The sequence below is a fragment of the Gemmata palustris genome (assembly GCF_017939745.1).
GTDB lineage: Bacteria > Planctomycetota > Planctomycetia > Gemmatales > Gemmataceae > Gemmata > Gemmata palustris.
This window is the reverse complement of record NZ_JAGKQQ010000001.1, coordinates 750,691-771,614: the sequence shown is the minus strand read 5'-3', so window position 1 is coordinate 771,614 and position 20,924 is coordinate 750,691. Positions and strand designations below refer to the sequence as shown.

Genomic DNA, 20,924 nt, shown 5'->3' with positions numbered 1-20,924 from the left:
CCCTGGTGCGACGCGCTCACGGTACCCCGGGCGCTGGGGAGCACACGATTGCACCGCGCCCCGCGCTACCCTCCGAACAGGGTCCGGACCGGTTCCCCTTCGCTCAAGCGGAACGGGCGCGCGGTCTGGTCGCGCACCTCGGTCGCGGGGTCGATCCCGAACCGCCAGAAGACCGTCGCAGCGAGATCGGCGGGCGTCACCGGATCGGTCGCCGGGTACGCTCCGATCTTGTCGCTCGAACCGAGCACCGCGCCGCCGGTCACCCCGCCGCCGGCCACGAGCGCGGTGTAGCAGTCGGGCCAGTGGTCGCGCCCGGCACTGCCGTTGATCTTCGGCGTGCGCCCGAACTCGCTCAGCGCCAGCACCAGCGTCGAGTCGAGCAGCCCGCGCGCTCCCAGGTCCTCGATTAAAGCCGACAGCGCTTGATCGGCCGGCGGAATCAACTGACGGTGCCGCGGGAACAGTTTCTCGTGGCTGTCCCAGTTCGCGTCCTGGCCGTTGGTCCGCCCGTCGAACGCCGTGACGAAGTTCACCCCGCCCTCGACCAGTCGGCGCGCGAGCAGGAGACTTTGCCCCAACAGGTGCCGCCCGTAGCGGTCGCGCACGCGCTGGGGTTCTTTGTGGATGTCGAACAGGCGCCGAACGTCCGGGTTCGCGAGTAGGCGCACGGCGCGGTCGCGGCTGACCGCGGCCTGCGCGACGGGACCGGGCAGCGCGGACCGGTCGAGCCCGCGCAACAGTTCGGCGCGGGCACCCAGTTCGGTCGCGTTCTCGAAGGCGGCGATGCGAAAGTCGGGCGCGTTCGGGTCGCCGGTCACCTGGAACCGGTCGAACGCCCCGCCGAGCAGCCCGGGCGTCTGCCCCGGCAGTTGCACGACGTTGTAAATCGTGTAGGGGAGCGCGACGTAAGGCAGGCTACCGGCCCGCGCGCCGAGTGCGAAACTCACGGCCGAGCCGAGCGTCGGGATGCCGCGCGGGTCGTCGGCGAGTAGTTCCTGGTCGCCGCCCGCCGGGGTGCGCCCGGTGAGCGCTTCGGCCGCCGCGGAGTTGTGGTTCCGCATCGGGTGGTGCAACCCGCGAACCAGGGCGACGCGGTCCAGAACGCGCGCCATGCGCGGCAAGTGCTCGCTCACCCGGACGCCGGGAACGGCGGTACCGATCGTGCGGTACTCGCCGCGCACCTCCGCCGGGGCGTTGGGTTTCGGGTCGAACGTGTCGAGGTGGCTCGGACCGCCGTAGAAGAAAACCAGGATGCACGAGCGGATGGTGCGTTTCGGCGCAATCGCAACGGGCGGGTCCGCGGCCCGCACGCGCGCCAAACCCGCGAAGCGGGTGCCCAGCGCGCCGAGTTCCAGCAATCGCCGCCGAGTGAACCCGTGTTCGACGTTCATCGCGTCGGTCCCCTGGCATCCCGTTTCGGTTCGAGGTCGGTTCCGATCCCCCCGACCATATGGTTTGCCAATTGGTCCCTCGCGTCAAACAATAATGGAACTAATATCTCCGCGATTGAAGAAACACCGATCCGCGTCGCTGAGAAATGCTTCGGTGCGGGTAGTGGGAGAATTGGGGCCGCAAAACAGCAACGCCCGTCAACAATGTGTTGACGGGCGTTGCTCTGCGGTCGGGAAAGCTCCGGGCTGTTACAGCGCGGCCCGAGCAAGCGCTTTCGGAACCGCTGAATGCTACTTCGTACCGAGTTCTGCGGTCGCCTTTTGTGCCGGAGCGACGGGAACGGGCGCGGCCTTTCGTGCCGCACGCACGATCGGTTCGGGGTAGATGCCGAAGAAGAGAGTTGCGGCCGCGAGCGTGACCGCGGCCACGAACGTGGGGACCGCCCGTGCCCGGGTCGCGGGGCGGAGCGGCGTCCGCAGGTACATCACCCCCACCACGCGGAGGTAGTAATACGCGCCGACGGCCGCGTTGATTGCGGCAATCACGGCCATAACCTGGTACAGGTTCCGCATCGCCGGTGTGTGTGTCGGAGCGCTGAAGGCACCAACGAACAGCAGGAACTTCCCAGTAAAACCGGCCGTAAGTGGCAACCCGATTAGGCTGAACAGGAACACGGTCATCGCGCCGGCCGAGACCGGGTGCGACTGCCCCGCGCCCGCGAGGTCGTCGATGGATTCGACCGGCCGCTCGGGGGTGCCGAGGAACAGAATCACCGCGAACGACCCGATCGTCATCATGCCGTAGGCGACGAGGTAAACGAGGAGCGCGTCCATTCCGCCCACACCGGGTTGCCCGGTCGCGTCCGGGAGCGAACTCGCGATCACGATGCCCATGAGCATGTACCCGCCGTGCGCGACGCTCGAGTACGCGAGCATCCGGCGCACGTTGTCCTGCAAGAGGGCCAGCACGTTGCCGATGCACATCGTCATCGCGGCCAGAATCCAGAGCAGTAGCGGCAGTTGCGTGTTCGCATCGAACGGGATGTGCCGCACGTCAGCGCCGACCAGCCCCAGGAGGCGGGCCAGGGCGATGAACCCGGCCAGCTTCGGGAAGAACGCGAGTTGCGCCACCACGCCCGCCGGCGCCCCCTCGTACACGTCCGGGGCGTAGAAGTGGAACGGCACCGCGGTGATGCGGAACCCGATCGCGGCGATCACCAGTACCGCGCCGACGAGCGCCATCGGGTTCAGCGCGTCGGTGTGCGCCTTGGTCAGCGCGTCAGTAATTACCGTGAGGTTCGTGCTCCCGGTCAGCCCGTAGAGGTAGCTGAAGCCGAACAGCATGACGGCCGACGACATCACGCTCAGGAGGAAATACTTCGCGGCGGCTTCCTGGTTCAGTTTGTTGCGCGCCGGGAGGTACAGCAGGATGTACGTCGGGATCGAGAGCAGTTCGAGCGAGAGGAACAGCGTAATGAGATCGTTCGCGCGCCCGACGAGCGACACCCCGGCCGCGGCGACGAGCAGACAGCCGTAATATTCGGCCGCGTTCGTGCGGTCCACTTCCGCCCACGACACGAAGAGGAGCACCGCGACCGTAATCAGAGTGACCCAGCGAACGAACGCCGCGGTCCCGTCCGGGACGAGGGGCGCGACGGTGAGGAGCGGCGGTACTTCCGTCTGGACTGTCGCGGCGAGGACCGCGGCCGCGACGACGCCGATCAGCGACACCGTGAACCACAACCACCGCCGGTTGTGCAGGCAGCCGAACAGGAACACGACGCACGCCGTACCGATGAGCGCGATCTCGGGCACGGCGAGTCGGAACACGCCCTTCAGTGTCTGTTGCAGAAGCGGGTCGGTCATGAGGGGTACCGCAGTTCAGGGAGCAGAAATCAGGGGTCCGCGCCGAGCGTGTCCGCCTTCTGGTCCCTGTCTTTTCGTCCTCGGGTGTGTCTGCTGATCCGGGGCGCCCGGGGCTCAATGTCGCCCCGAACCGGTCCGCTATTCGAGGGAAGCACCTTTGCCTTTGCCACCCTTCCCACCGCCTTTAGCTCCACCGCCGGGCGGGATCGCACCTTTCCCCCCACCGAGCGGCGGAGCGCCTTTCCCACCTTTATCAATGTCAATGGGGGCGATTGGTGCGGGAGGGAGCGGCGGTTGCTCGTCAATGTACACGTAGGGCACACCTTGAACACGGGCACGGGCGGTGTCGCCGATGATCGACAGCACGCGGACGTCCTGTTTCATCGTGTCGAGGAGCGGGAGCGGGAACAGCCCGAGGACCAAACACAGCCCGGCGAGCGAGCCGAACGCGAAGAACTCGCGCCGGCTCACATCGTGCGCGGCCGCGCCGGGCACCAGTTCCGGCTCCTTCGACGGGTTGAAGAACACCTTCTGGAGCATCGTGAACGTGTACCACGCGCTCAGGAAGACGCCGAACGCCGCGATGACGGCGAGCCCGAGGCGGTGAACGCCCGGGTTGCGGGCGTCGAACAGCCCGCCGAGCATCAGCATTTCGCTCACGAAGTTGTTCAAGCCTGGGAGCCCGACGCTCGCTAGGCAGAGCACGAACACGAGGACCGCGTAGTTCGGGTACCGGCCCATGAGCCCACCGAACTTCGCGATCTCAGTCGTCTTGTAGCGGTCGACCAGGAACGCGAGCGCGGCGAACAGTGCCCCCGTGCTCAGCCCGTGGTTCACCATGTGCAGCACCGCTCCCGACAGCCCCTCTTTGTTGAACGCGAACAGTCCCAGCACCAGGAACCCCAGGTGCGACACGGAGCTGTACGCGATCACCATCTTGATGTCTTTGGAGGCGTAGGCGCACAGCGCCGCGTACACAATACCGAACGCCGCGAACCCGCCGATCGCGGGCAACCCGTAGGCGATCGCCGCGTCCGGCACGAGGGGCAGCACGAGCCGCAGGATGCCGAACGTGCCGAGCTTCGCCATGAGCGCCGAGAGCATCACCGTCACGCCGATCGGGGCCTCGCCGTAGGCCGAGGGCAGCCACGTGTGGAACGGCCAGATCGGAACCTTCACCATGAACCCGGCCATCAGCGCAATAAAGAGCCAGAACTGCGTGCCCTGCTTCGCGGCCAGATCCGCGCCGTCACCGGCGAGCGCCTTCTGGTGCGCGTCGTGCAACCCGTGCTGGACGTTCAGCATCAGTTGCGGGATCGAGAACGTGATGGTCCCGTCCGGGCTCGGGTTCGTAAGAACGACGCCGATCACCCCGACGAGTGTGAGCAAGCTCCCGGCGAGGGTGTACAGGAAGAACTTGCGGGCCGCGTCGCGCCGCCCGGACCCCACGCCCCACTTCCCGATGAGGAAGAACGACGGAATCAGCGTCAACTCGAAGAAGATGTAGAAGAGCACCACGTCGAACGAGAGGAACGCGCCGATCACGCCCGCCTGGAGCAAGAAGAGCCACCCGAAGAAGGCCCCCGGTTTCTCCTTTACGGACTCCCACGACACCAGGATGACCGGGATCAGCATGAGGCTGGCGAGCACCACGAGCCACAAGTTGAGCCCGTCGATGCCGATGTAGAGCTGCACGTTCGGGCCGGGTTTACCGGGCGCGAGTTTCTTGTTTGAAAGGCTGAACAGCGTCCACGTCGTGCGAGCTTCCGCGCTATCGTTTTTGGCCCCGGGGTCGCCGGGTACGAACTCGGGATGGAACTGCGGCGCGAACACGTCGCCCCGCTGCGAGCTCTCGCGTTTGGCGTGCTCGTCGAGGAACGGGATCGCGATCGTGACCACGGCCGCGGTCAAACCGAGGTGGACCAGCGCGAGCACGAGTGCAACCCGGCGCGCGAACCGCCCGAACGCCGGCACGATCACCGCCGACGCGAGCGGCAGCACCACCAGCAGCAGAACCAGCACGCGGATGACGGCGTAAGTGGACATCTCGTTAGTCCCAGATCCCCGGTTCCGGTGCCAAGTCAAGAGAGCGAGCCGCCCACGGGCCGGACCCATCAATCTTCCACTTGAAACTCGGAACCCGGAACCCGGTAATTTCCTATCGGGTGATGCGGAACACAACGAACGTCAGAAACACGGCGACGCCCAGGGCCATCGACAGCGCGTAGAACTGGACCAGGCCGTTCTGGATCGGCCGAACCCAGCTCCCGATGAACCGCGGGACCGCGGAGATCAGGCGCGCGAGTCCGTCGAGGAACCCGTCGAACACGCGGGCCAGGAACGCGAGCACCTCCGCCGGCTTCACCAGCAGCGCGCCGTAAATCTCGTCCACGAACAGTTTGTTGCGCGACAACTCGAACACCCCGGCCATGCCCGCGGGCGCCTTCTCCGCGCCGCCCTTGCGGTAGAGCGCGAAGGCGAGGCCGATGCCCCCCAGGGCCAGAACCGCGCTCACGCCGGCAATCGTCCAGTTAAAGTGGTGCTCGACCTCTTTCGCCGGGGTCGCGCCCCTGGCCTGGCCGAGCGACGGGGTGCCGCCGAGGAAATCGCTGAACCAGTGGGTGAACGGTTCTACCACGACACCCACGAACAGCGCCCCCACCGCGAGCACCAAGAGCGGGATCGTCATAGAGGGCGGGGACTCGTGCGCGTGGTGCCCGGCCTCGTGCGGGATGCGTTCCGGCCCCCAGAACGTGAGGAAGTACGCGCGGAACGTGTAGAACGCGGTCAGGAACGCGGTCACGCAGGCGACAAGGAGGAGCGCGAAGTACCCCGCGGTATAGGGGCTGTTCGACTCACTCGCGGCCGTGAGCGATTCCAGGATGAGATCCTTGCTCCAGAAGCCGGACAGTAACGGAACGCCCGCGAGGGCCGCGGCCCCGCACAAGAACGTCAGGTGCGTGGTCGGCAGCACCTTCCGCAGTCCGCTGAACTGGCGCACGTCGATCACCCCGCCCATCGCGTGCATCACGCTGCCGGCGGAGAGGAACAACAGGGCCTTAAAGAAGGCGTGAGTGAACAGGTGGAACATCGCCGCGCCGACGGCGAACGCCGGGCTGATCGTACCACTCGTCCCGAGTGCCAGGAACATGAACCCGAGCTGGCTCACCGTGGAATACGCCAGCACGCGCTTCAGGTCGGTTTGCGCCAACGCGATGAACGCGGCGAGCAGTGCCGTGATCCCGCCGATCCACGAAACGACGATTTGGGCATCGGGTGCCATCGCGAATATCGGCGCACACCGCGCGAGCAGGTACACACCCGCGGTGACCATCGTGGCCGCGTGGATGAGCGCGGAGACCGGCGTCGGGCCTTCCATCGCGTCCGGCAACCACACGTACAGCGGGAACTGGGCGCTCTTGCCCACCGCGCCGCAGAACAACAACAGACACGCGAGCGTCAGCGACCACTGGTCGGGCGGGAACTTCTGAATGTGATCGAACAACAGGTTCAGGTCGGTGTTCCACCCGCCGAGCTTCCACAGCATGAATATGCCGAGCAGGAACCCGGTGTCACCGATGCGCGTGTAGAGGAACGCCTTCCGTGCCGCGGCCGCGGCCGACGGTTTCTCGAAGTAGTAGCCCACGAGCAAATACGAGCAGACGCCGACCCCCTCCCAGAACGCGACCAGCAGGAGGAAGTTGTTCGCGAGCACCAGCCCGCACATGCTGAAGACGAACAGGGCCATCACCGCGAAGAACCGCGGGAACCCCTTATCGCCGCGCATGTACCCGCCGGCGAAGAGCGCGATCCACGTGGCGATGAACGTAATCATCACCAACATGATCGACGAGAGCGGGTCCACGGCCAGGGTGAACCGAATGTTCAAGTGCCCCGCGGCGAACCACGTAATCGGCCCGGAAATTCGGCGCCCGTTGTCGAGGTCCAGCACCTGCAAGAGCAACAGGATCGCAACCACGGCCGCACTCGCGCACGCGAGGATCAGCGGAACGTGCGCCAGTTTCTTCAGGGGCGAAATGTACGCGAAGAGCGTTGCTAGTAGGCTCGCACTGAGAGGCAGCGCGAGTACGACGAGCGCGAGCGTGATCGGGTCAGACACGGACGGCCTCCTCCGCGATCGGTTGGGGCCGCGCCCCGGCCGGCGTGAGCGTCGGTTCCGGTTCCGCCGTGACCTGTACGAGCGGGTCTTCGTCCACGGCCGCCGGGACACCGAGTTCCCGCAACTCTTGCCAGTCGGACACGTCGAGCGAGCGCCGGCGCCGGTACAGGCTCAGGAACAGCGCCAGCGCGATCCCGGCCTCGCACGCGGCGACCGCCAGGATGAACAGCACGAACACCTGCCCCTGCAAGTTGCCGTGGAACCGGGCGAACGCGACGAAGTTGATCGCGACGCCCTGGAGCATCATCTCGGCGCACAGGAACATCGTGATGAGGTTGCGCCGGGTCAGGAACCCGACCAGCCCGATGCCGAAGAGCGCCGCGGCGACCGCGAGGAAGTGCCAGAGCGTGAGGATCACTTGGCGCCCCCCTTCCGGTGTGTGACCGCGACCGCGCCGATGACGGCGACGAGCAACAGTGTACCCGCCAGTTCGATCGCCAGCAGGTGTTCCGAGTAGAGCACGAATCCCAACCCCCGCACGTTGCTCGCGGGCAGGTCGCCGCTGCCGCGGAGGAGCACGACTTCGTCCCGAAGTTCCCGCACCGCGGCTTTCGCGGCGGCGGGGTCCGGCTTCTCGTTGTTCATCAGTTGGCGAACGGTTTTGAAAGTCTTCGCGCTGGTTTCGCGAACACCGGCGGCCCGCTTGACGCCCGCCCGCGCCTGTTCGTCCTCGCGGAACAGCGACGCACCGTCGCCGTTCGGATGGCCCGAGAGCCGCACGAGCCGGGCGTGAATCGAACCGTTCGTGTGCTGGTCCGCGATCGCGTCGAGTTCCGAAAAGTCGCGAACCGGGGCACTGTCGCGCGAGTACGCGCCGCCCACGACTTGAGCCAGATCGTTCTTAATGGGTCGGTAAGCGTCCTCGAACGCCACCAATCGCTCGGCCCGCGCGGTGTGCGTGCTCGCGTCGCCGTCGAGCAGCTTTTCCGCGTCCTCGAGCCGCGTCGCGATGCCGGCGAGCGACGTCCGCTCCTCCGCGGTGACGACCTGTGCGAGCAAATGTGTTTGAGCACCGGGGGCGCTCGTATCGGCCGCCCTCGAGGTCTGGGCCGTTTGGTAGAGCGTGAACAGCACCAAGCCGACGAACGCGAATCCGGCGAACGCGCCGTAGAGCGGCTCGCGGCTCCGGTCGTTCTCGTTCGACGCCCCGTCCGCGTGCGACAGCATCAGCACGAAAAGGAACGTCACGATGATCGCGCCGGCGTAAATGATGATGGTCGCGGCCATCAGGAACGGGGCGGCGAGCAGCAGGAACAGCCCGCACGTGCTGAGGACGACGAACGCGAACGCGATCGCACCGCGTGCGGGGTTCTTCTGGGCCACCAGGACCGCACCAAAAACCAGTGCCCCGGTCGAGAACAGCCCGAACAGCGCGGTCCCAATGATGTCGGGGAGCGGGCGACCGAACGTGGTACACACCCACGCCCCGAAGACCGCGGCGGACGCGACGAGGGCCGCGATTCCGCCCGGTACGAACCGCCCGCGCGGGCGCGGGAGGAGGAAAAAGAACCCGACGGCGCCGAGCACGGCGGCCAGGGCGATTTGCCCGCCGGCTTCCTGCGTCGGTGAGAGCGCGAACAGGTTCATGCGGACTTCGTGAAGGTTGTCACAAGCGAGACGACGATGGTATATAAGGCGGACTGTGATCGGCGAACCCCGCCCCCGAACGGCAAGGCCTTTTTCTTCCCCACACACCCTTACGGGCGGCGCGCACCGACACGCGGCGGCAAAATTAGTGCGCCGGCGGCGCTTCGCTCGCGGGTCCGAGTTTGCCGGACTGCGTGCGAACCGGATCGGTGCCGGCTTTTGTGGTGGTGTCGAACACGCTCAGGAGCTTTTCCTTGTCGAACACCATTTGTTCGCGGCTTAATCCGGTGAGGTCGTAGAGTGTCGTCAGTTCGATCGCGTCCACCGGGCACGCCTCTTCGCACATGCCGCAATAAATGCAGCGCAGTTCGTCGATGACGAACGTTTCCGGGTACTTCTCGCGGCCGTCCTTTTGCCACTCGGTCGGGGCGGGCGCGGCCACGATGTCGATGCAGTGGGCCGGGCACGCGGTCGCACACATGTAGCACGCGACGCACTTCACGCGCCCCGCTTCGTCCCGGTTGAGCCGGTGGACGCCGCGGTAGTTCAGCGGCATCTTCGGTTCTTGTTCCGGGTACTGCTCGGTGATCTTCCGGCTGACCATGTGACCGAGCGTGGTCTTCAACCCGTCGATGAGCGCGGGGATGTAGAGCTGCTCCCACAGCCCCAACTTGGTTTCTTCCACCCACGACACTTCGGATTCGGTAATCGGCATGAACCACCCACCCGTGCTTACTGTTTCCGCGTTTGTGGTGACACAGGCACGCACGCCCGGCGCCACGCACGTACCTATTTTCCAGCGTATGTGACGCCCGCGGGCAGGCCCGGCGGGAGCTTCTTGACCGCGCGCTTGGGGTTCGTGATTGTGCCGCGGGTCCGCGCCCCGAGCACCCCCGCGCCGAAGAACAACAACGCACTCACCCCGGTCAGGACGATCAGCGTGACGCCGAACTGCTTCACGATCATTACCGCGAGCAGGTTCAGCAGCGCGAGCGGGATCATCACCTTCCACGCGAGGTTCATCAGTTGGTCGAAGCGGAACCGGGGGATCGTCCAGCGCACGAACTGGGCGAAGATGCACAGCGCGACCATTTTCCCGCTCAGCACGAGTAACTTCACGACCGCGCCGAGGATCGGGTTTTCAATCAGTGACTCCAGCCCGAACAGGCTCCACCCGCCGAGGAACAGCACCGACAACATGAAGCTCGCGGTGACGAGGTGGATGTACTCGGTGAGGAGCATCAGACCGAGCTTCAGCGAGCTGTACTCGGTGTGGTACCCGCCGACGAGTTCCTGTTCCGCTTCCGGCAAGTCAAAGGGCAACCGGCTGCTCTCTGCGTAGGTGCTCACCATGAACAGCAGGAGCGCGAGCGGCTGGAACAGAATGAACCACCCGTGCGACAGTTGCCACGCGATGATCTTTTCGGGGTTCAGTGACCCGACCACGATGAACACGCCGAGTACCGACATTCCGAGCGGGATCTCGTAACTCACGATCTGCGCCGAGGAGCGCAGCGAGCCGAGCAGCGAGTATTTGTTGTTCGCACTCCAGCCGGCGAGGATCACACCGTACACCGCCAGCGAGCCGAGCGCGAAGATGTACAGGACGCCAATGTCCAACCCCGGCGCGAGCACGAAGTTGAAAGTGTCCGCGTAGGCCTTCTGCTGCGTCTCGAACGTCTCGACGGCACCCGGTTGGGTCACGGCGACCGGGTCCGGGACGGGCGTAGTCGCGCCGAACGGCACGATCGCGAGTGCCAAGAGCGCGGTGCCCACCGCGACGGCCGGCGCGAGCAGATAAAAGACCCGATCGACGTGGTCCGGGATCACTTCTTCTTTGAGGAAGAACTTCCCGCCGTCCGCGAGCGGCTGGAGCAGCCCGCCGGGACCGACGCGGTTCGGCCCCACGCGGTCCTGCATCCAGGCCGAGATCTTGCGCTCGCCGAGCGTGAGGTAACCGCACACGCTCAGCACGCCGGCGATGAGGCCGACGATGACGATCGCGGTGATAATGGGGTCGAAGGTCGGCATGGGTCTCGTCGTGTGGGTTCGTCGGCAATGTCTTTCGCGGGCGGCGCGGCTCAAGCCGTTGCGGTTTCCAGGGCGATGCGCGTTTCCGGGGCCAGCCCTCCGAAGAACGGCACCGCCTTCGCGAGTTCCTTCCGCACCGCGTCGGGCTGCACGAGCCCCTTACGCCCCAACAGGTCGAACGCCAGTTGCAACTCGGTCCGGGCCTCTTGCGGCGGACGGGCGGCGCGGCCGAACGTCTGAACGTAGTTCGCGTGGTTCACGAACGTGCCGTCCTTCTCGAAGCCGGTCGTGCCGGGGAGAATGTACTTGGCCGACGCGGTGACGACCGTCGGCAGGATGTCCTGCGCCACGAGCAGCGCGGGCGCCTTCCAGTCGGTCGGGACGATCGCATCGAGCTGAGACTTGTCGGGGTAGCCGCCGCTGAACCACATCGCCGCGAGCGATTCCTTCGAGACGCTCGCGAACGGGATGACTTCGCCCTGGAGTTGCTTCAGCACTTCTTCGACGCCGAGACGATTCGGAGCCTTCTCCGCACGGATGGTGAACTTCACCGGTTCGACGGGTTCGCCCTTCGCGTTCTTGGGATAAGTATCGTCCACACCCACGACCGGAACCGGGCCGAGCACCAGCCGGACGTTCTTGGAGAGCGACTTGAAGTAGCTCCCGAGCAAGTACGCTTCTTCCACCGTAAGGAACGGCGACAGCACCGCGACCACGCTCGCCGCGTTCGCTTGCACGGCCGCCGAGAACGCTTGCTTGAGTTCCGGGATCAGCGCGTTCCACACGACCGGCTTGAACTTACCATCGACCTTCGCCACGGGGCGGACGAAGCGCTCGCCCGAGTTGGCGTGGTGGTACCCGTAGCGCCCCTCGTCGCAGATGAAGTGCCCCTGCGCCTGGGGGTTGTTCCGCGCCCGAACGCGGTACACGATGTCCTTGTTCGCGTCCACATACGTGCTGCACCCGGTCGAGCACCGGTTGCACACGCCGTCAGTCGTCTTCAGGTACCAAACGCGCTGCTTGTAGAGGAAGTCCTTGCTGCCGAGCGCCCCGACCGGGCACAGGTCGACGACGTTGCCGGCGAGTTTGTTCTCGAGCGGCCGCCCGGGGAACACGTCGATCTCTTCGTGGTGCCCGCGCCCGACGATTTGGAGTTCCGCGGTGCCCGAGATCTCGCGCGTGAACCGCACGCACCGCGTACACATGATGCAGCGGTCGGTGAACAGCGTGATCTTGCTCGACAGGTGCGGCTTGTTCGCGGGAGTGTTCTTCACGTCCACCATGCGAGACTCGGACCGACCGTACTTGTACGAGAAGTCCTGGAGCTTGCACTCGCCGGCCTTGTCGCACACCGGGCAGTCGAGCGGGTGGTTGATGAGCAGGCCTTCGAGCGTGTCCGCTTGGCTCTTCTTCGCGCGGTCGCCGAGCGCCGCGGCCTTCGTGTAGCCCGGGTCGTAGGGCAGAGCCGACAACCCCTTGTCGCGCTTGTCGTACTCGCCGGTGACGATGACGGTGCCGTCTTTGACCGGAGTTTGGCACCCGGGCAGCACCTTCGGCTGCATCGTCACCTTGCCGTCCTTCAGGTCGCCGACCTCGACCAAACACATGCGGCACGACGCCACGACCGACAGCGCCTCGTGCCAGCAGTAGTGCGGCACGAACACGCCGGCGAGTTCCGCCGCCTGCACGCAGTTGAGCCGCTTGGTGCCGATCTCGACCGGCTTGTCGTTCACGTAAACCGTCGGCATTGCAAGTCGTCCGTATGTTCCCAGAACCGCGGGTGCCAGCCCGACCGGTCTCGAGCCGGAAAAAGAGCGGGCGGGCGCCCGCGGTCCCGGGATCGTTACTTCCCCAATCGCGCTTTCAGTTCCACAGCAGTGAGCGTTTCGACCCCGTTCTGGCTCACGACCAGTCCGCCGTTCAGGTACGCCCGCGCCTCGAACGCCCACACGCTCTCGCGCTGGTTGGCGCCGGTGAGGATGATCGCCCCATCCTTCACCAGTGCCGCCGCGGGCGATTTCGCTTCAACGAGCGCCGCGAAGGTCGTGGCGGCGGCGGGCATCTTTCCGCTCGCGCCCGAAGCGTTCTCGATGAAGACCCAAACTTCCCGCATGTCGGCCATCGCGACGAGCTTGTTCGCGGCGCCGATCGGAGTCCCACCACCGACCGCAATCGGCGGCGGGTTCACAGGCACAGGCTGGAGCACGCCCGCGGCCGGCGGCTTGCCCCCTCCGATCGGTTGAACCCCGGGCACCGGGGCCGCGAACCCGCCCGGCGGCGCGGCTCCGACGTTTACCGGGGACGGCGGCTTTGAAGCGACCGGCCCATTTTCAACTGGGAGCTGCTGGTCATTCTTCTTGTTCTGGAACCGGTCGTCCTTCAACCAGTTCGGCTCGTCCTCTTTGTCAGTTTTCTCGGCCTTCTTGTCGTTCTTCGCGGCCGGCGATGCACTCGCGCGGGCCTGTTCGTTGTTGCTGTTGTTGTTCGCAGGGGCCGTGTTCTTCGCGCCCCGCTTCGCGCAACCAATCATGAGCAGCAAACACAGTCCGGCGACCAGGATTCGCGTACCCATTGGCGAAACCTCACGGTTAACCGAGGTTGTGGTTCCCGACGGGAACAAATGGGCGATTACGACCCAACACAGCCGGTCAACCGGTCCCGCCATCAATTCAGTGTGAACCGGCTAGGGCGAGCGACTTCGCGTACTTGCTCTTCGCGCCGCTCTTGATCGCGGCCTCGAACTCCGCGCGGAACTTACGGATCGCGGTCTTCACGGGCCACCCGGCGCCGTCGGAGAGCCCGCAAATCGTCGTACCGGGCATGATGCCGATTCGGTCGCCGACGTCAATCAGGATGTCCAGATCTTCCTTGCGCCCGAGCCCGCGCCGGAGCCGGTCGGTGATCTTCAGCATCCAGCCGGTCCCCTCGCGGCACGGGGTACACTGCCCGCAGCTCTCGTGGCTGAAGAACTGGCAGACGTTGTGCAACACGTCGATCATGCTGGTCTGGTCATCGATGACGGTGACCGCGGCGGTACCGAGCCCGAGGCACCCGACGCGCCCGGGACCGTTGAAGTCGAGGGGAATGTCGTACTCGGTCTTCCCATCTTCGCCCTTGAGCGGCGCGTTCACGTCCACGAACCCCATGCTCAACCCGCCGGGGTTCACGGCCTTCGCCTTGCGGCCCTTCCACACGCCACCGCCGTGCTTCTCCACGAGATCGCGGAGCGTGATGCCCATTGGCACCTCGACGCACACCGGCTTCTCAACGTGGCCCGCGAGCGTGTACAGCTTGGGACCGTAGCTCCCGGCGTCGCGCGGGTTCTTCGGGTCGGGCGGCACGCCGAACGACTTGAACCAATCGATCCCGCGCTTCATGATCTGCGTGACGCACGCGAGCGTTTCGACGTTGTTCACGATCGTCGGCTTGCGGAACGCGCCCTCGATCGCCGGGAAGGGCGGCTTGATACGCGGCCACGCGCGTTTTCCTTCCAGACTCTCGATGAGCCCGGTCTCTTCCCCGCAGATGTACGCCCCGGCGCCGCGGTGCAGCACGATGTCGAGGTTGAACCCGCTGCCCAGAATGTTCTGGCCGAGCAGTTTGGCCGCGTACAGTTCGTCGATGGCAGCCTGGAGCGAGCGGAACGAGTCCCCGTACTCGTAGCGGACGTAGTAGAACGCCTTCTGGGACCGGATGGCGTAGCACGCCAGCATGATCCCTTCGAGTACCTGGTGGGGGTCTTTCTCCATCAGGATGCGGTTGTTGTACGTACACGGCTCGGACTCATCCGCGTTGACGCACAGGTAGATCGGTCCCGGGTGGTCCTTCGGCAAGAAGGTCCACTTGAGCCCACAGGGGAAGCCCGCGCCGCCGCGCCCGCGCAGCCCGGAGTCCTTCACCTGCGTGGTGACATCGATCGGCTGCTTTTCCTTCAGGGCGCGTTCGATGGTGGCGTACCCGCCGTCGGCGCGGTACCCCTCCAGCTTGCCGCTGTTGGGCTTGTTAATGCGGGCCAGGAGTACGGGTTCGTATGGCATAGCAAGTTCCGGGCGAACGGCCGGCGTGAGCCGGCTGGTGAAACCAATGAGTTTAAGAGGCTCGCACCTCTCACCAGCCGGCTCACGCCGGCCGTTCGCCTATTTGAGCTTCAGCTCCGTAATCAACTGGTCGGCCTTTTCGGGCGTCAGATTCATGGCGTGGACGTCGTTCACCAGGCAGGCCGGGGCACCGTCGCACGCCCCGATGCACTCCGCGAACTCCAGCGTGATCTTGCCGTCGGCCGTCGCGTGACCGCACGACACGCCGAGCTTGTGTTCGCAGTGCTCGATGAGTTCGTAAGCCCCGCGGAGCATGCACGCCAGCCCGCGACACACCCACAACCGCGTCGTACCGAGCTTCTGGCCCTCGCCCTTGAAGAACTCGTAGAAGGTCATCGCGTCGTGAACTTCCGACGGGTGCAGCTCGAGGATCTCAGCGATCTCGACGATGGCCTCGTTCGACACCGTGCGCATCTCGTCGTGAACGAGGTGCAGCGCCGGCAGCGTCACCGCCTGCTTTCGCGGGTACTTCGGAATGTACGCCTTGATCTTCTCGCGAAGCTCAGGACTCAGCGCCGGCATTGTAAGGCCCCGGAAATCAAGCAGTGAAATCAGCCGCAGATAACGCGGATAACACAGATCAGAGAAAATAATTGCATTCTGTTCTTAATCTGCGTTCTCTGCGCCGATCTGCGGCTCCTCTTCTGTATTCCTCTTACCGATCCAACTCGGCCGCGATGATGTTCAGGCTGCCGAGCACAGCGGGCACGTCCGAAATCTGGTGCCCCTCCATCATCATCGGGAACACCGCGAAGTGGATGAACGACGGCGGGCGCGTCCGCGCACGGAACGCCTTCCCTCCCCCATCCGCAACCACGTAGAACCCGAGTTCACCGTTCGCGGTTTCGTGTGCCCCGTATACCTCTTCCGTCGGGGTCTCCCACCGGCGGTTCCACATGAACAGCTCGAAGTGCTGGATCAGCCCCTCAATGCTGCGGTAGGTCGCGCTCTTGTCCGGGATCGTGAGCTTGTCGTTGAGATCGACGTTCACGGGACCGGTCGGGAGGTTCTCGACGGCCGCGTGGATGATCTTCCACGACTCCAGCATTTCGCCCATGCGCACCAGGTAGCGGTTGTAGCAGTCCCCGCCCTTCCCGCACACGATCTTGAACGAACCCGCGAGCTCCTTGTACGCGAGGTACGGCTCGTCTTTGCGTAAGTCTCGCACCACGCCACTAGCCCGGGCCACGGGGCCGGAGCAACTCGTGTTGATCGCGTCTTCCTTCGATAGTACGCCAATACCCTTCGTGCGGTCGATGAAGATGCGGTTGCGGTTCAGGAGCCGGACGATGTCCGCGTGGACTTTGGGGAACGTCTTCACGAAGTCGCGGATCAGGTCAACGACGTCGTCGGAGATGTCGGCCATCAACCCACCGACGCGCGTATAGCTCGGGTGGAACCGCTGCCCGGCGGTCGACTCGATGATGTTGTAGACCTTCTCGCGGGCGTTGAAGGCGTACAGGAACGCGGTCAGCGCCCCGAGGTCGAGAGCGGCCGCGCCCACGCACAGCAGGTGATCGCTGATGCGAGCCAGTTCCGCCAGAATGGTGCGGATGTACTTGCACCGCGGCGTGATCTCGATCCCGATCAGCTTTTCGATCGTGTGGTGCCACGCGACCTCATTCGCGACCGGGGAGATGTAGTTCATCCGGTCGACGATGGTCACGTACTGGTTGAAGTCGAGGTCTTCGCCGAGTTTCTCGAAGCCACTATGCAGGTACCCGATGTCGGGCACGGCCTTAACGATGGTCTCGCCGTCGAGCGTGAGAATGAGGCGCAGTGTAGTGTGCGTGGCCGGGTGCTGCGGCCCGAAGTTTAGGGTGTAGAGGAACTCCTGGTCCGCACCAGCGAGGTCTTCAACGGGAGCGGCGGCTTCGATCGGCATCACGCACCTCGTGGCGAACGGCCGGTGTTAGCCGGCCGGTGACTCGCCCACGCCTCATACTTCGCACACTGACTGATACCGGCCGGCTAACACCGGCCGTTCGCCTAACTGTCCGCCCGGGTCACGGTCGGAAAGTTGTGTCGCTCGCCGTGCCCGCGGAGCGGGTAATCCTTACGGAGCGGGTGCGCGGTGTACTCCGACGGCATCAGAATCCGGCGCAGGTCCGGGTGCCCCGGGAACCGCACGCCGTACATGTCGTAGACCTCGCGCTCCATCCAGTCGGCGCCGCGCCACAACTCCACCACCGACGGCAACTCCGGGCCCGGGTCGTTGGCGAACGCCTTCACGAAGAGGCGCTCGCCGGTTGTCGTGTTCGTCAGACCGTACACGACGCAGAACCGGTCGGTCGCGTCGGGGTAGCCCAGGTAGTCGATGCCGCCGAGTTCCGCAAGGAAATCGAATCCCAGCTCGTCTTTCAGGCACTTCAGGAGCGGGAACAGCACCACGGGCGTTTTCTCGGCGCTCACGAGTACGCGATGATTGTCGCGGAACGCGGACGTGGTGAACGCCCCGGCGAACTTCGCGTTGAGTGTGTCGAGGACCGGCATGATCGCGTTTCCCGACCTCCCCCCAATCTTCCCTGCGGAGGGAGGAATTGAGGAGAGATGTTCGTGTTCTCAGTTCACCAGTGGGAGCGAGCGCAGTCGCGTCGCGGTGTTGTAATCACCCGGGGCGACAATGGCCTCTTCCGCTCCGAGTTCGCGGGCGAGCGCGGTCGGCCCTTCGTAGGCGGTGCGCGACGCGAACTCGCGCGCGTCAATGGTGCCGGTGCGCTGGATCTTCTCTTGCAGGTCGATGATCGAGCGGATCAACTGTTCGGGCCGCGGCGGGCACCCCGGCACGTACACGTCCACGGGAATGAACCGGTCGATCCCCTGAACCACCGCGTAAGTATCGAACACGCCGCCACTAGAGGCACAGGCCCCCATACTGATACACCACTTCGGCTCCGGCATTTGCAGCCAGATGCGCTGCATCACCGGCACCATCTTCATCGCCACGCGACCCGCGACGATCATCACGTCACACTGGCGCGGGCTGAACCGCATGGCTTCGGAGCCGAACCGGGCGATGTCGTAGCGACTGCTCGCGGTCGCCATCAGCTCGATCCCGCAGCACGCGGTCGCGAACGGCATGGGCCACAGGCTGTGCTTGCGGGCCATGTTCGCGAGGTAGTCGAGCGGGGCGATCATGAAGTCCGGCAGCAGGTTCGTTAGCGCCACTGGAACACCCCCTTCTTCCACGCATAGACGTAGGCAATCACAAACGTGACCAGAAACACCATGATTTCGAGGAACACCACGGTGCCGAACACGGCCCGCCACGTCTGGTCGCCGCCCTCGCCGTAGGCGATCACCGCCCACGGGTAGAGGAACAGCAGTTCCACGTCGAACACGAGGAACAGGATCGCGATCAGGTAGAACTTGATGTCGAACTGCATCCGCGCCGACCCGATCGGGTCCATGCCCGATTCGTAGGGCATCTGCTTGATCTTCGTCGGTTTGCGCGGCTTGAACGGGAACAGGTGAGTTCCGGCAATCGCGCCGACCGCGAACAGGATGCACACGATCGCGTAAATCAGGATCGGATAATACGCGGTGAGGTCGAACGCCGGTTCGATGCCGCCGGGGGTTTGAACGGGGGTGACTGACATGCCTTCCCCTGTCGTGCGGGCAACTATGGCTTCTTTGTGAAGGATTTCACAAGGGTGACCAAAAAACAACCTCGACGGGGCGGTCGAGGCGTGCATTTCGTTCCTTGTGATAGTACGGAGACGGGTTGCGCCGTCAAGAAAGGCGCGCGGTTGGGTGCCCGCGTTGGGCGTTCGTAGGCGGCAAACTCACCCGAACCGGACCGCGAGAATCTACGGAAGCGTTCGCGTGCTCTCTGCAAGAGGCAGCTTTACAGTGAACGTGCTCCCGTGCCCGAGTCCGGGGCTTTCAGCCGTAATGGTCCCACCGTGCATCTCGACTAAGCGTTTGACCAGCGCAAGCCCAATGCCGAGTCCGCCCTGCGCGCGGTCGAGCGTTTTGCCGGCTTGGGTGAACATCTCGAACACTTTGGGCAGCATTTCGGCCTCAAGGCCCACACCTGTGTCAGAAATTCGGATAACGGCCGTGTCCCCCTCCCGTTCGACTACCAACTCGACGCGCCCACCGGGGGGCGTGTATTTGGCCGCGTTGTTCAACAGGTTCGACACGATCTGAGTGATCCGGACCGCGTCGGCGTGAAGAACGAGTGGCTCGCTCGGGATGGTCACGCTGATTTGGTGGCCGGCCGATTCCAGCAGCGGCGCACCGGCGTCCAGAGCGTTCTCGATCACCATCCGGACGGTAACGCGGTCCTTGCGAAGTTCGAGTTTCCCGCGACTCACGCGCGAAATGTCCATCAGGTCGTCGATGAGTCGAATCAGGTGCGCGAGCTGCCGGTCCATCCGCGTGCGGGCTTTCTCGGCCGCAGGGCCGCCGGCCGGGTACATCTTCAAAAGTTCCAGGCCGTTACTGATCGGAGCGAGCGGGTTCCGAAGTTCGTGGGCCAGGATCGCCAGGAACTCGTCCTTGCGCCGGCTCTCTTCCGCGAGAGCAGCTTCGGCCCGTTTCCGGGCCGTGATGTCTTCGATGATGGCGCACGCCCGAATCGGCACACCGGCCGGGGTCCGCACGACGGTCGCCGTCACCCGAACCCAAATGGTAGCCCCGTCCTTGCGCACGTACCGCTTCTCGACCGCATATTGCGGTACGACTCCGCGCATTAGCGCCCCGAATCGCTCGTCGCTCGCGTCCCGCTCATCTGGGTGGGTTACGTCGCGAATGGTCAATTTGAGAAGCTCGTCGGTTGTGTACCCCATGAGCGCACAAAACGCGGGATTCACACGCACCAGTTGGCCGGTAGTCGGATCGGCATGCGCCTTTCCCACGCCCGCTCGCTCAAAATTCGTGCGAAATTCTTCCTCACTCGCACGCAGCGCTTCCTCAGACTGCTTCGCCTCCGTCACATCAAGAAAGGCGCCCAAGCACCGCATTGCCTTCCGCGCGGAACCCACACCTGTGAAGAACGTTTGCCCCCGAACCCGGAGCCAGCGTTCCTCGCCGTTGGGTCGAATAATGCGGTGTTCGAGTTCAAACGTTCCCGCCCCGGTCGGCTCGAACGCGGCCAACACCCGGCTCATCACCCCATCCCGGTCGTCCGGGTGGAAGTGTTCCTGAACTCGGGCGAACGTGGTTCGCGTGCTCGCGAACCCGAGCAGCACGCGCCCCGGTTCGTTCATCACCACGACATCGGTCAGGAGCTCGATGTCGAACGTGCCCATCCGGGCAATATCCACGGCCAGTTTGAGCCGCTCCTCGCTCTCCTGAACGGCCACTGCCGCCCGCTCGCGCTCGGCCGCTTTGAGGGCCTCGGTCTTCTGGTACAGTTCGACGAAAACGGCGACCTTCGCCCGAAGAATCATCGGGACGAGCGGCTTAGTCAGGTAGTCGACGGCCCCGAGCGCGTAGGCTTCGGTGGCCGAGAACCCGTCCCCGTCCGCGGCTGTGAGGAAGATAATGGGGGTGGTCCGGGACCGCGCACGTGTGCGGATGAGCTGCGCGGCCTCGAAGCCGCTCAGCCCCGGCATCCGCAGGTCCATGATGATGACCGCGAAGTCGGTTTCCAGAACCCGACGTAAGGCTTCGTCCCCGGACCCGGCCCGGATGATGTTCTGGCCCAAATCGGCGAGCACCGCTTCGAGCGCAAGCAAGTTCGCTGGTTCGTCATCAACGACCAGAATATCTACCCGCCCCACTTCACGCGACAACTGCCAGCCCTCTTTGGTGTTAGCGAGCATT

At 65.0% G+C, this 20,924-nt stretch carries 17 protein-coding genes; all 17 read right to left on the bottom strand.

The window, feature by feature from the left end:
* Positions 1 to 65: 65 nt before the first annotated feature.
* The 17 genes from J8F10_RS03090 to J8F10_RS03010 all read right to left on the bottom strand — a co-directional run bounded on the left by J8F10_RS03090 (position 66) and on the right by J8F10_RS03010 (position 20,923).
* Positions 66 to 1,391, bottom strand: a complete 1,326-nt coding sequence (locus J8F10_RS03090; protein ID WP_210652418.1) for a DUF1501 domain-containing protein — start codon at positions 1,389 to 1,391, stop codon at positions 66 to 68.
* 291 nt (positions 1,392 to 1,682) lie between these two features.
* A complete protein-coding gene (locus J8F10_RS03085) occupies positions 1,683 to 3,257 on the bottom strand; it encodes an NADH-quinone oxidoreductase subunit N (RefSeq protein ID WP_210652417.1) in 1,575 nt (524 codons plus the stop codon).
* A 138-nt stretch (positions 3,258 to 3,395) separates the two neighbouring features.
* Positions 3,396 to 5,303 carry a complex I subunit 4 family protein gene (locus tag J8F10_RS03080; RefSeq protein WP_210652416.1) on the bottom strand — a complete coding sequence of 636 codons (1,908 nt, stop codon included), beginning with the start codon at positions 5,301 to 5,303 and terminating at the stop codon, positions 3,396 to 3,398.
* Positions 5,304 to 5,415: 112 nt separating this feature from the next.
* Positions 5,416 to 7,377 carry an NADH-quinone oxidoreductase subunit L gene (nuoL, locus tag J8F10_RS03075; RefSeq protein WP_210652415.1) on the bottom strand — a complete coding sequence of 654 codons (1,962 nt, stop codon included), beginning with the start codon at positions 7,375 to 7,377 and terminating at the stop codon, positions 5,416 to 5,418.
* Positions 7,370 to 7,795, bottom strand: a complete 426-nt coding sequence (nuoK, locus tag J8F10_RS03070) for an NADH-quinone oxidoreductase subunit NuoK (protein WP_210652414.1) — start codon at positions 7,793 to 7,795, stop codon at positions 7,370 to 7,372. The genes nuoL and nuoK overlap by 8 nt, the downstream gene beginning before the upstream one ends.
* Positions 7,792 to 9,024: an NADH-quinone oxidoreductase subunit J family protein gene (locus J8F10_RS03065; RefSeq protein WP_210652413.1), complete on the bottom strand. Its 1,233-nt coding sequence runs from the start codon at positions 9,022 to 9,024 to the stop codon at positions 7,792 to 7,794. The genes nuoK and J8F10_RS03065 overlap by 4 nt, the downstream gene beginning before the upstream one ends.
* 145 nt (positions 9,025 to 9,169) lie before the next feature.
* The gene (locus tag J8F10_RS03060) at positions 9,170 to 9,739 is read right to left on the bottom strand and encodes a NuoI/complex I 23 kDa subunit family protein (RefSeq protein ID WP_210652412.1); all 570 of its coding nucleotides are present in this window, start codon (positions 9,737 to 9,739) and stop codon (positions 9,170 to 9,172) included.
* Positions 9,740 to 9,813: 74 nt separating this feature from the next.
* Entirely contained in the window at positions 9,814 to 11,055 is a 1,242-nt protein-coding gene (nuoH, locus tag J8F10_RS03055) for an NADH-quinone oxidoreductase subunit NuoH (protein WP_210652411.1), read from the bottom strand.
* A gap of 50 nt (positions 11,056 to 11,105) precedes the next feature.
* A complete protein-coding gene (locus J8F10_RS03050; RefSeq protein WP_210652410.1) occupies positions 11,106 to 12,803 on the bottom strand; it encodes a molybdopterin-dependent oxidoreductase in 1,698 nt (565 codons plus the stop codon).
* Between the two features lie 95 nt (positions 12,804 to 12,898).
* A complete protein-coding gene (locus J8F10_RS03045; protein ID WP_210652409.1) occupies positions 12,899 to 13,627 on the bottom strand; it encodes a hypothetical protein in 729 nt (242 codons plus the stop codon).
* 97 nt (positions 13,628 to 13,724) lie between these two features.
* Positions 13,725 to 15,092 (bottom strand): NADH-quinone oxidoreductase subunit NuoF, encoded by a 1,368-nt coding sequence (gene nuoF, locus J8F10_RS03040; RefSeq protein ID WP_210652408.1) that lies wholly within the window; start codon positions 15,090 to 15,092, stop codon positions 13,725 to 13,727.
* A 99-nt stretch (positions 15,093 to 15,191) separates the two neighbouring features.
* Positions 15,192 to 15,674, bottom strand: coding sequence for an NADH-quinone oxidoreductase subunit NuoE family protein (locus J8F10_RS03035; protein ID WP_210652407.1), 483 nt, complete (start codon positions 15,672 to 15,674; stop codon positions 15,192 to 15,194).
* A 133-nt stretch (positions 15,675 to 15,807) separates the two neighbouring features.
* A complete protein-coding gene (locus tag J8F10_RS03030; protein ID WP_210652406.1) occupies positions 15,808 to 17,037 on the bottom strand; it encodes an NADH-quinone oxidoreductase subunit D in 1,230 nt (409 codons plus the stop codon).
* A gap of 104 nt (positions 17,038 to 17,141) precedes the next feature.
* Positions 17,142 to 17,645 carry an NADH-quinone oxidoreductase subunit C gene (locus J8F10_RS03025; RefSeq protein ID WP_210652405.1) on the bottom strand — a complete coding sequence of 168 codons (504 nt, stop codon included), beginning with the start codon at positions 17,643 to 17,645 and terminating at the stop codon, positions 17,142 to 17,144.
* A 69-nt stretch (positions 17,646 to 17,714) separates the two neighbouring features.
* Positions 17,715 to 18,320: an NADH-quinone oxidoreductase subunit B gene (locus J8F10_RS03020; RefSeq protein WP_390891090.1), complete on the bottom strand. Its 606-nt coding sequence runs from the start codon at positions 18,318 to 18,320 to the stop codon at positions 17,715 to 17,717.
* The gene (locus J8F10_RS03015) at positions 18,311 to 18,751 is read right to left on the bottom strand and encodes an NADH-quinone oxidoreductase subunit A (protein WP_210652404.1); all 441 of its coding nucleotides are present in this window, start codon (positions 18,749 to 18,751) and stop codon (positions 18,311 to 18,313) included. Before J8F10_RS03015 ends, J8F10_RS03020 begins: the two co-directional genes overlap by 10 nt.
* 210 nt (positions 18,752 to 18,961) lie before the next feature.
* Positions 18,962 to 20,923, bottom strand: coding sequence for a hybrid sensor histidine kinase/response regulator (locus J8F10_RS03010; RefSeq protein ID WP_210652403.1), 1,962 nt, complete (start codon positions 20,921 to 20,923; stop codon positions 18,962 to 18,964).
* Between the last annotated feature and the right edge of the window lies 1 nt (position 20,924).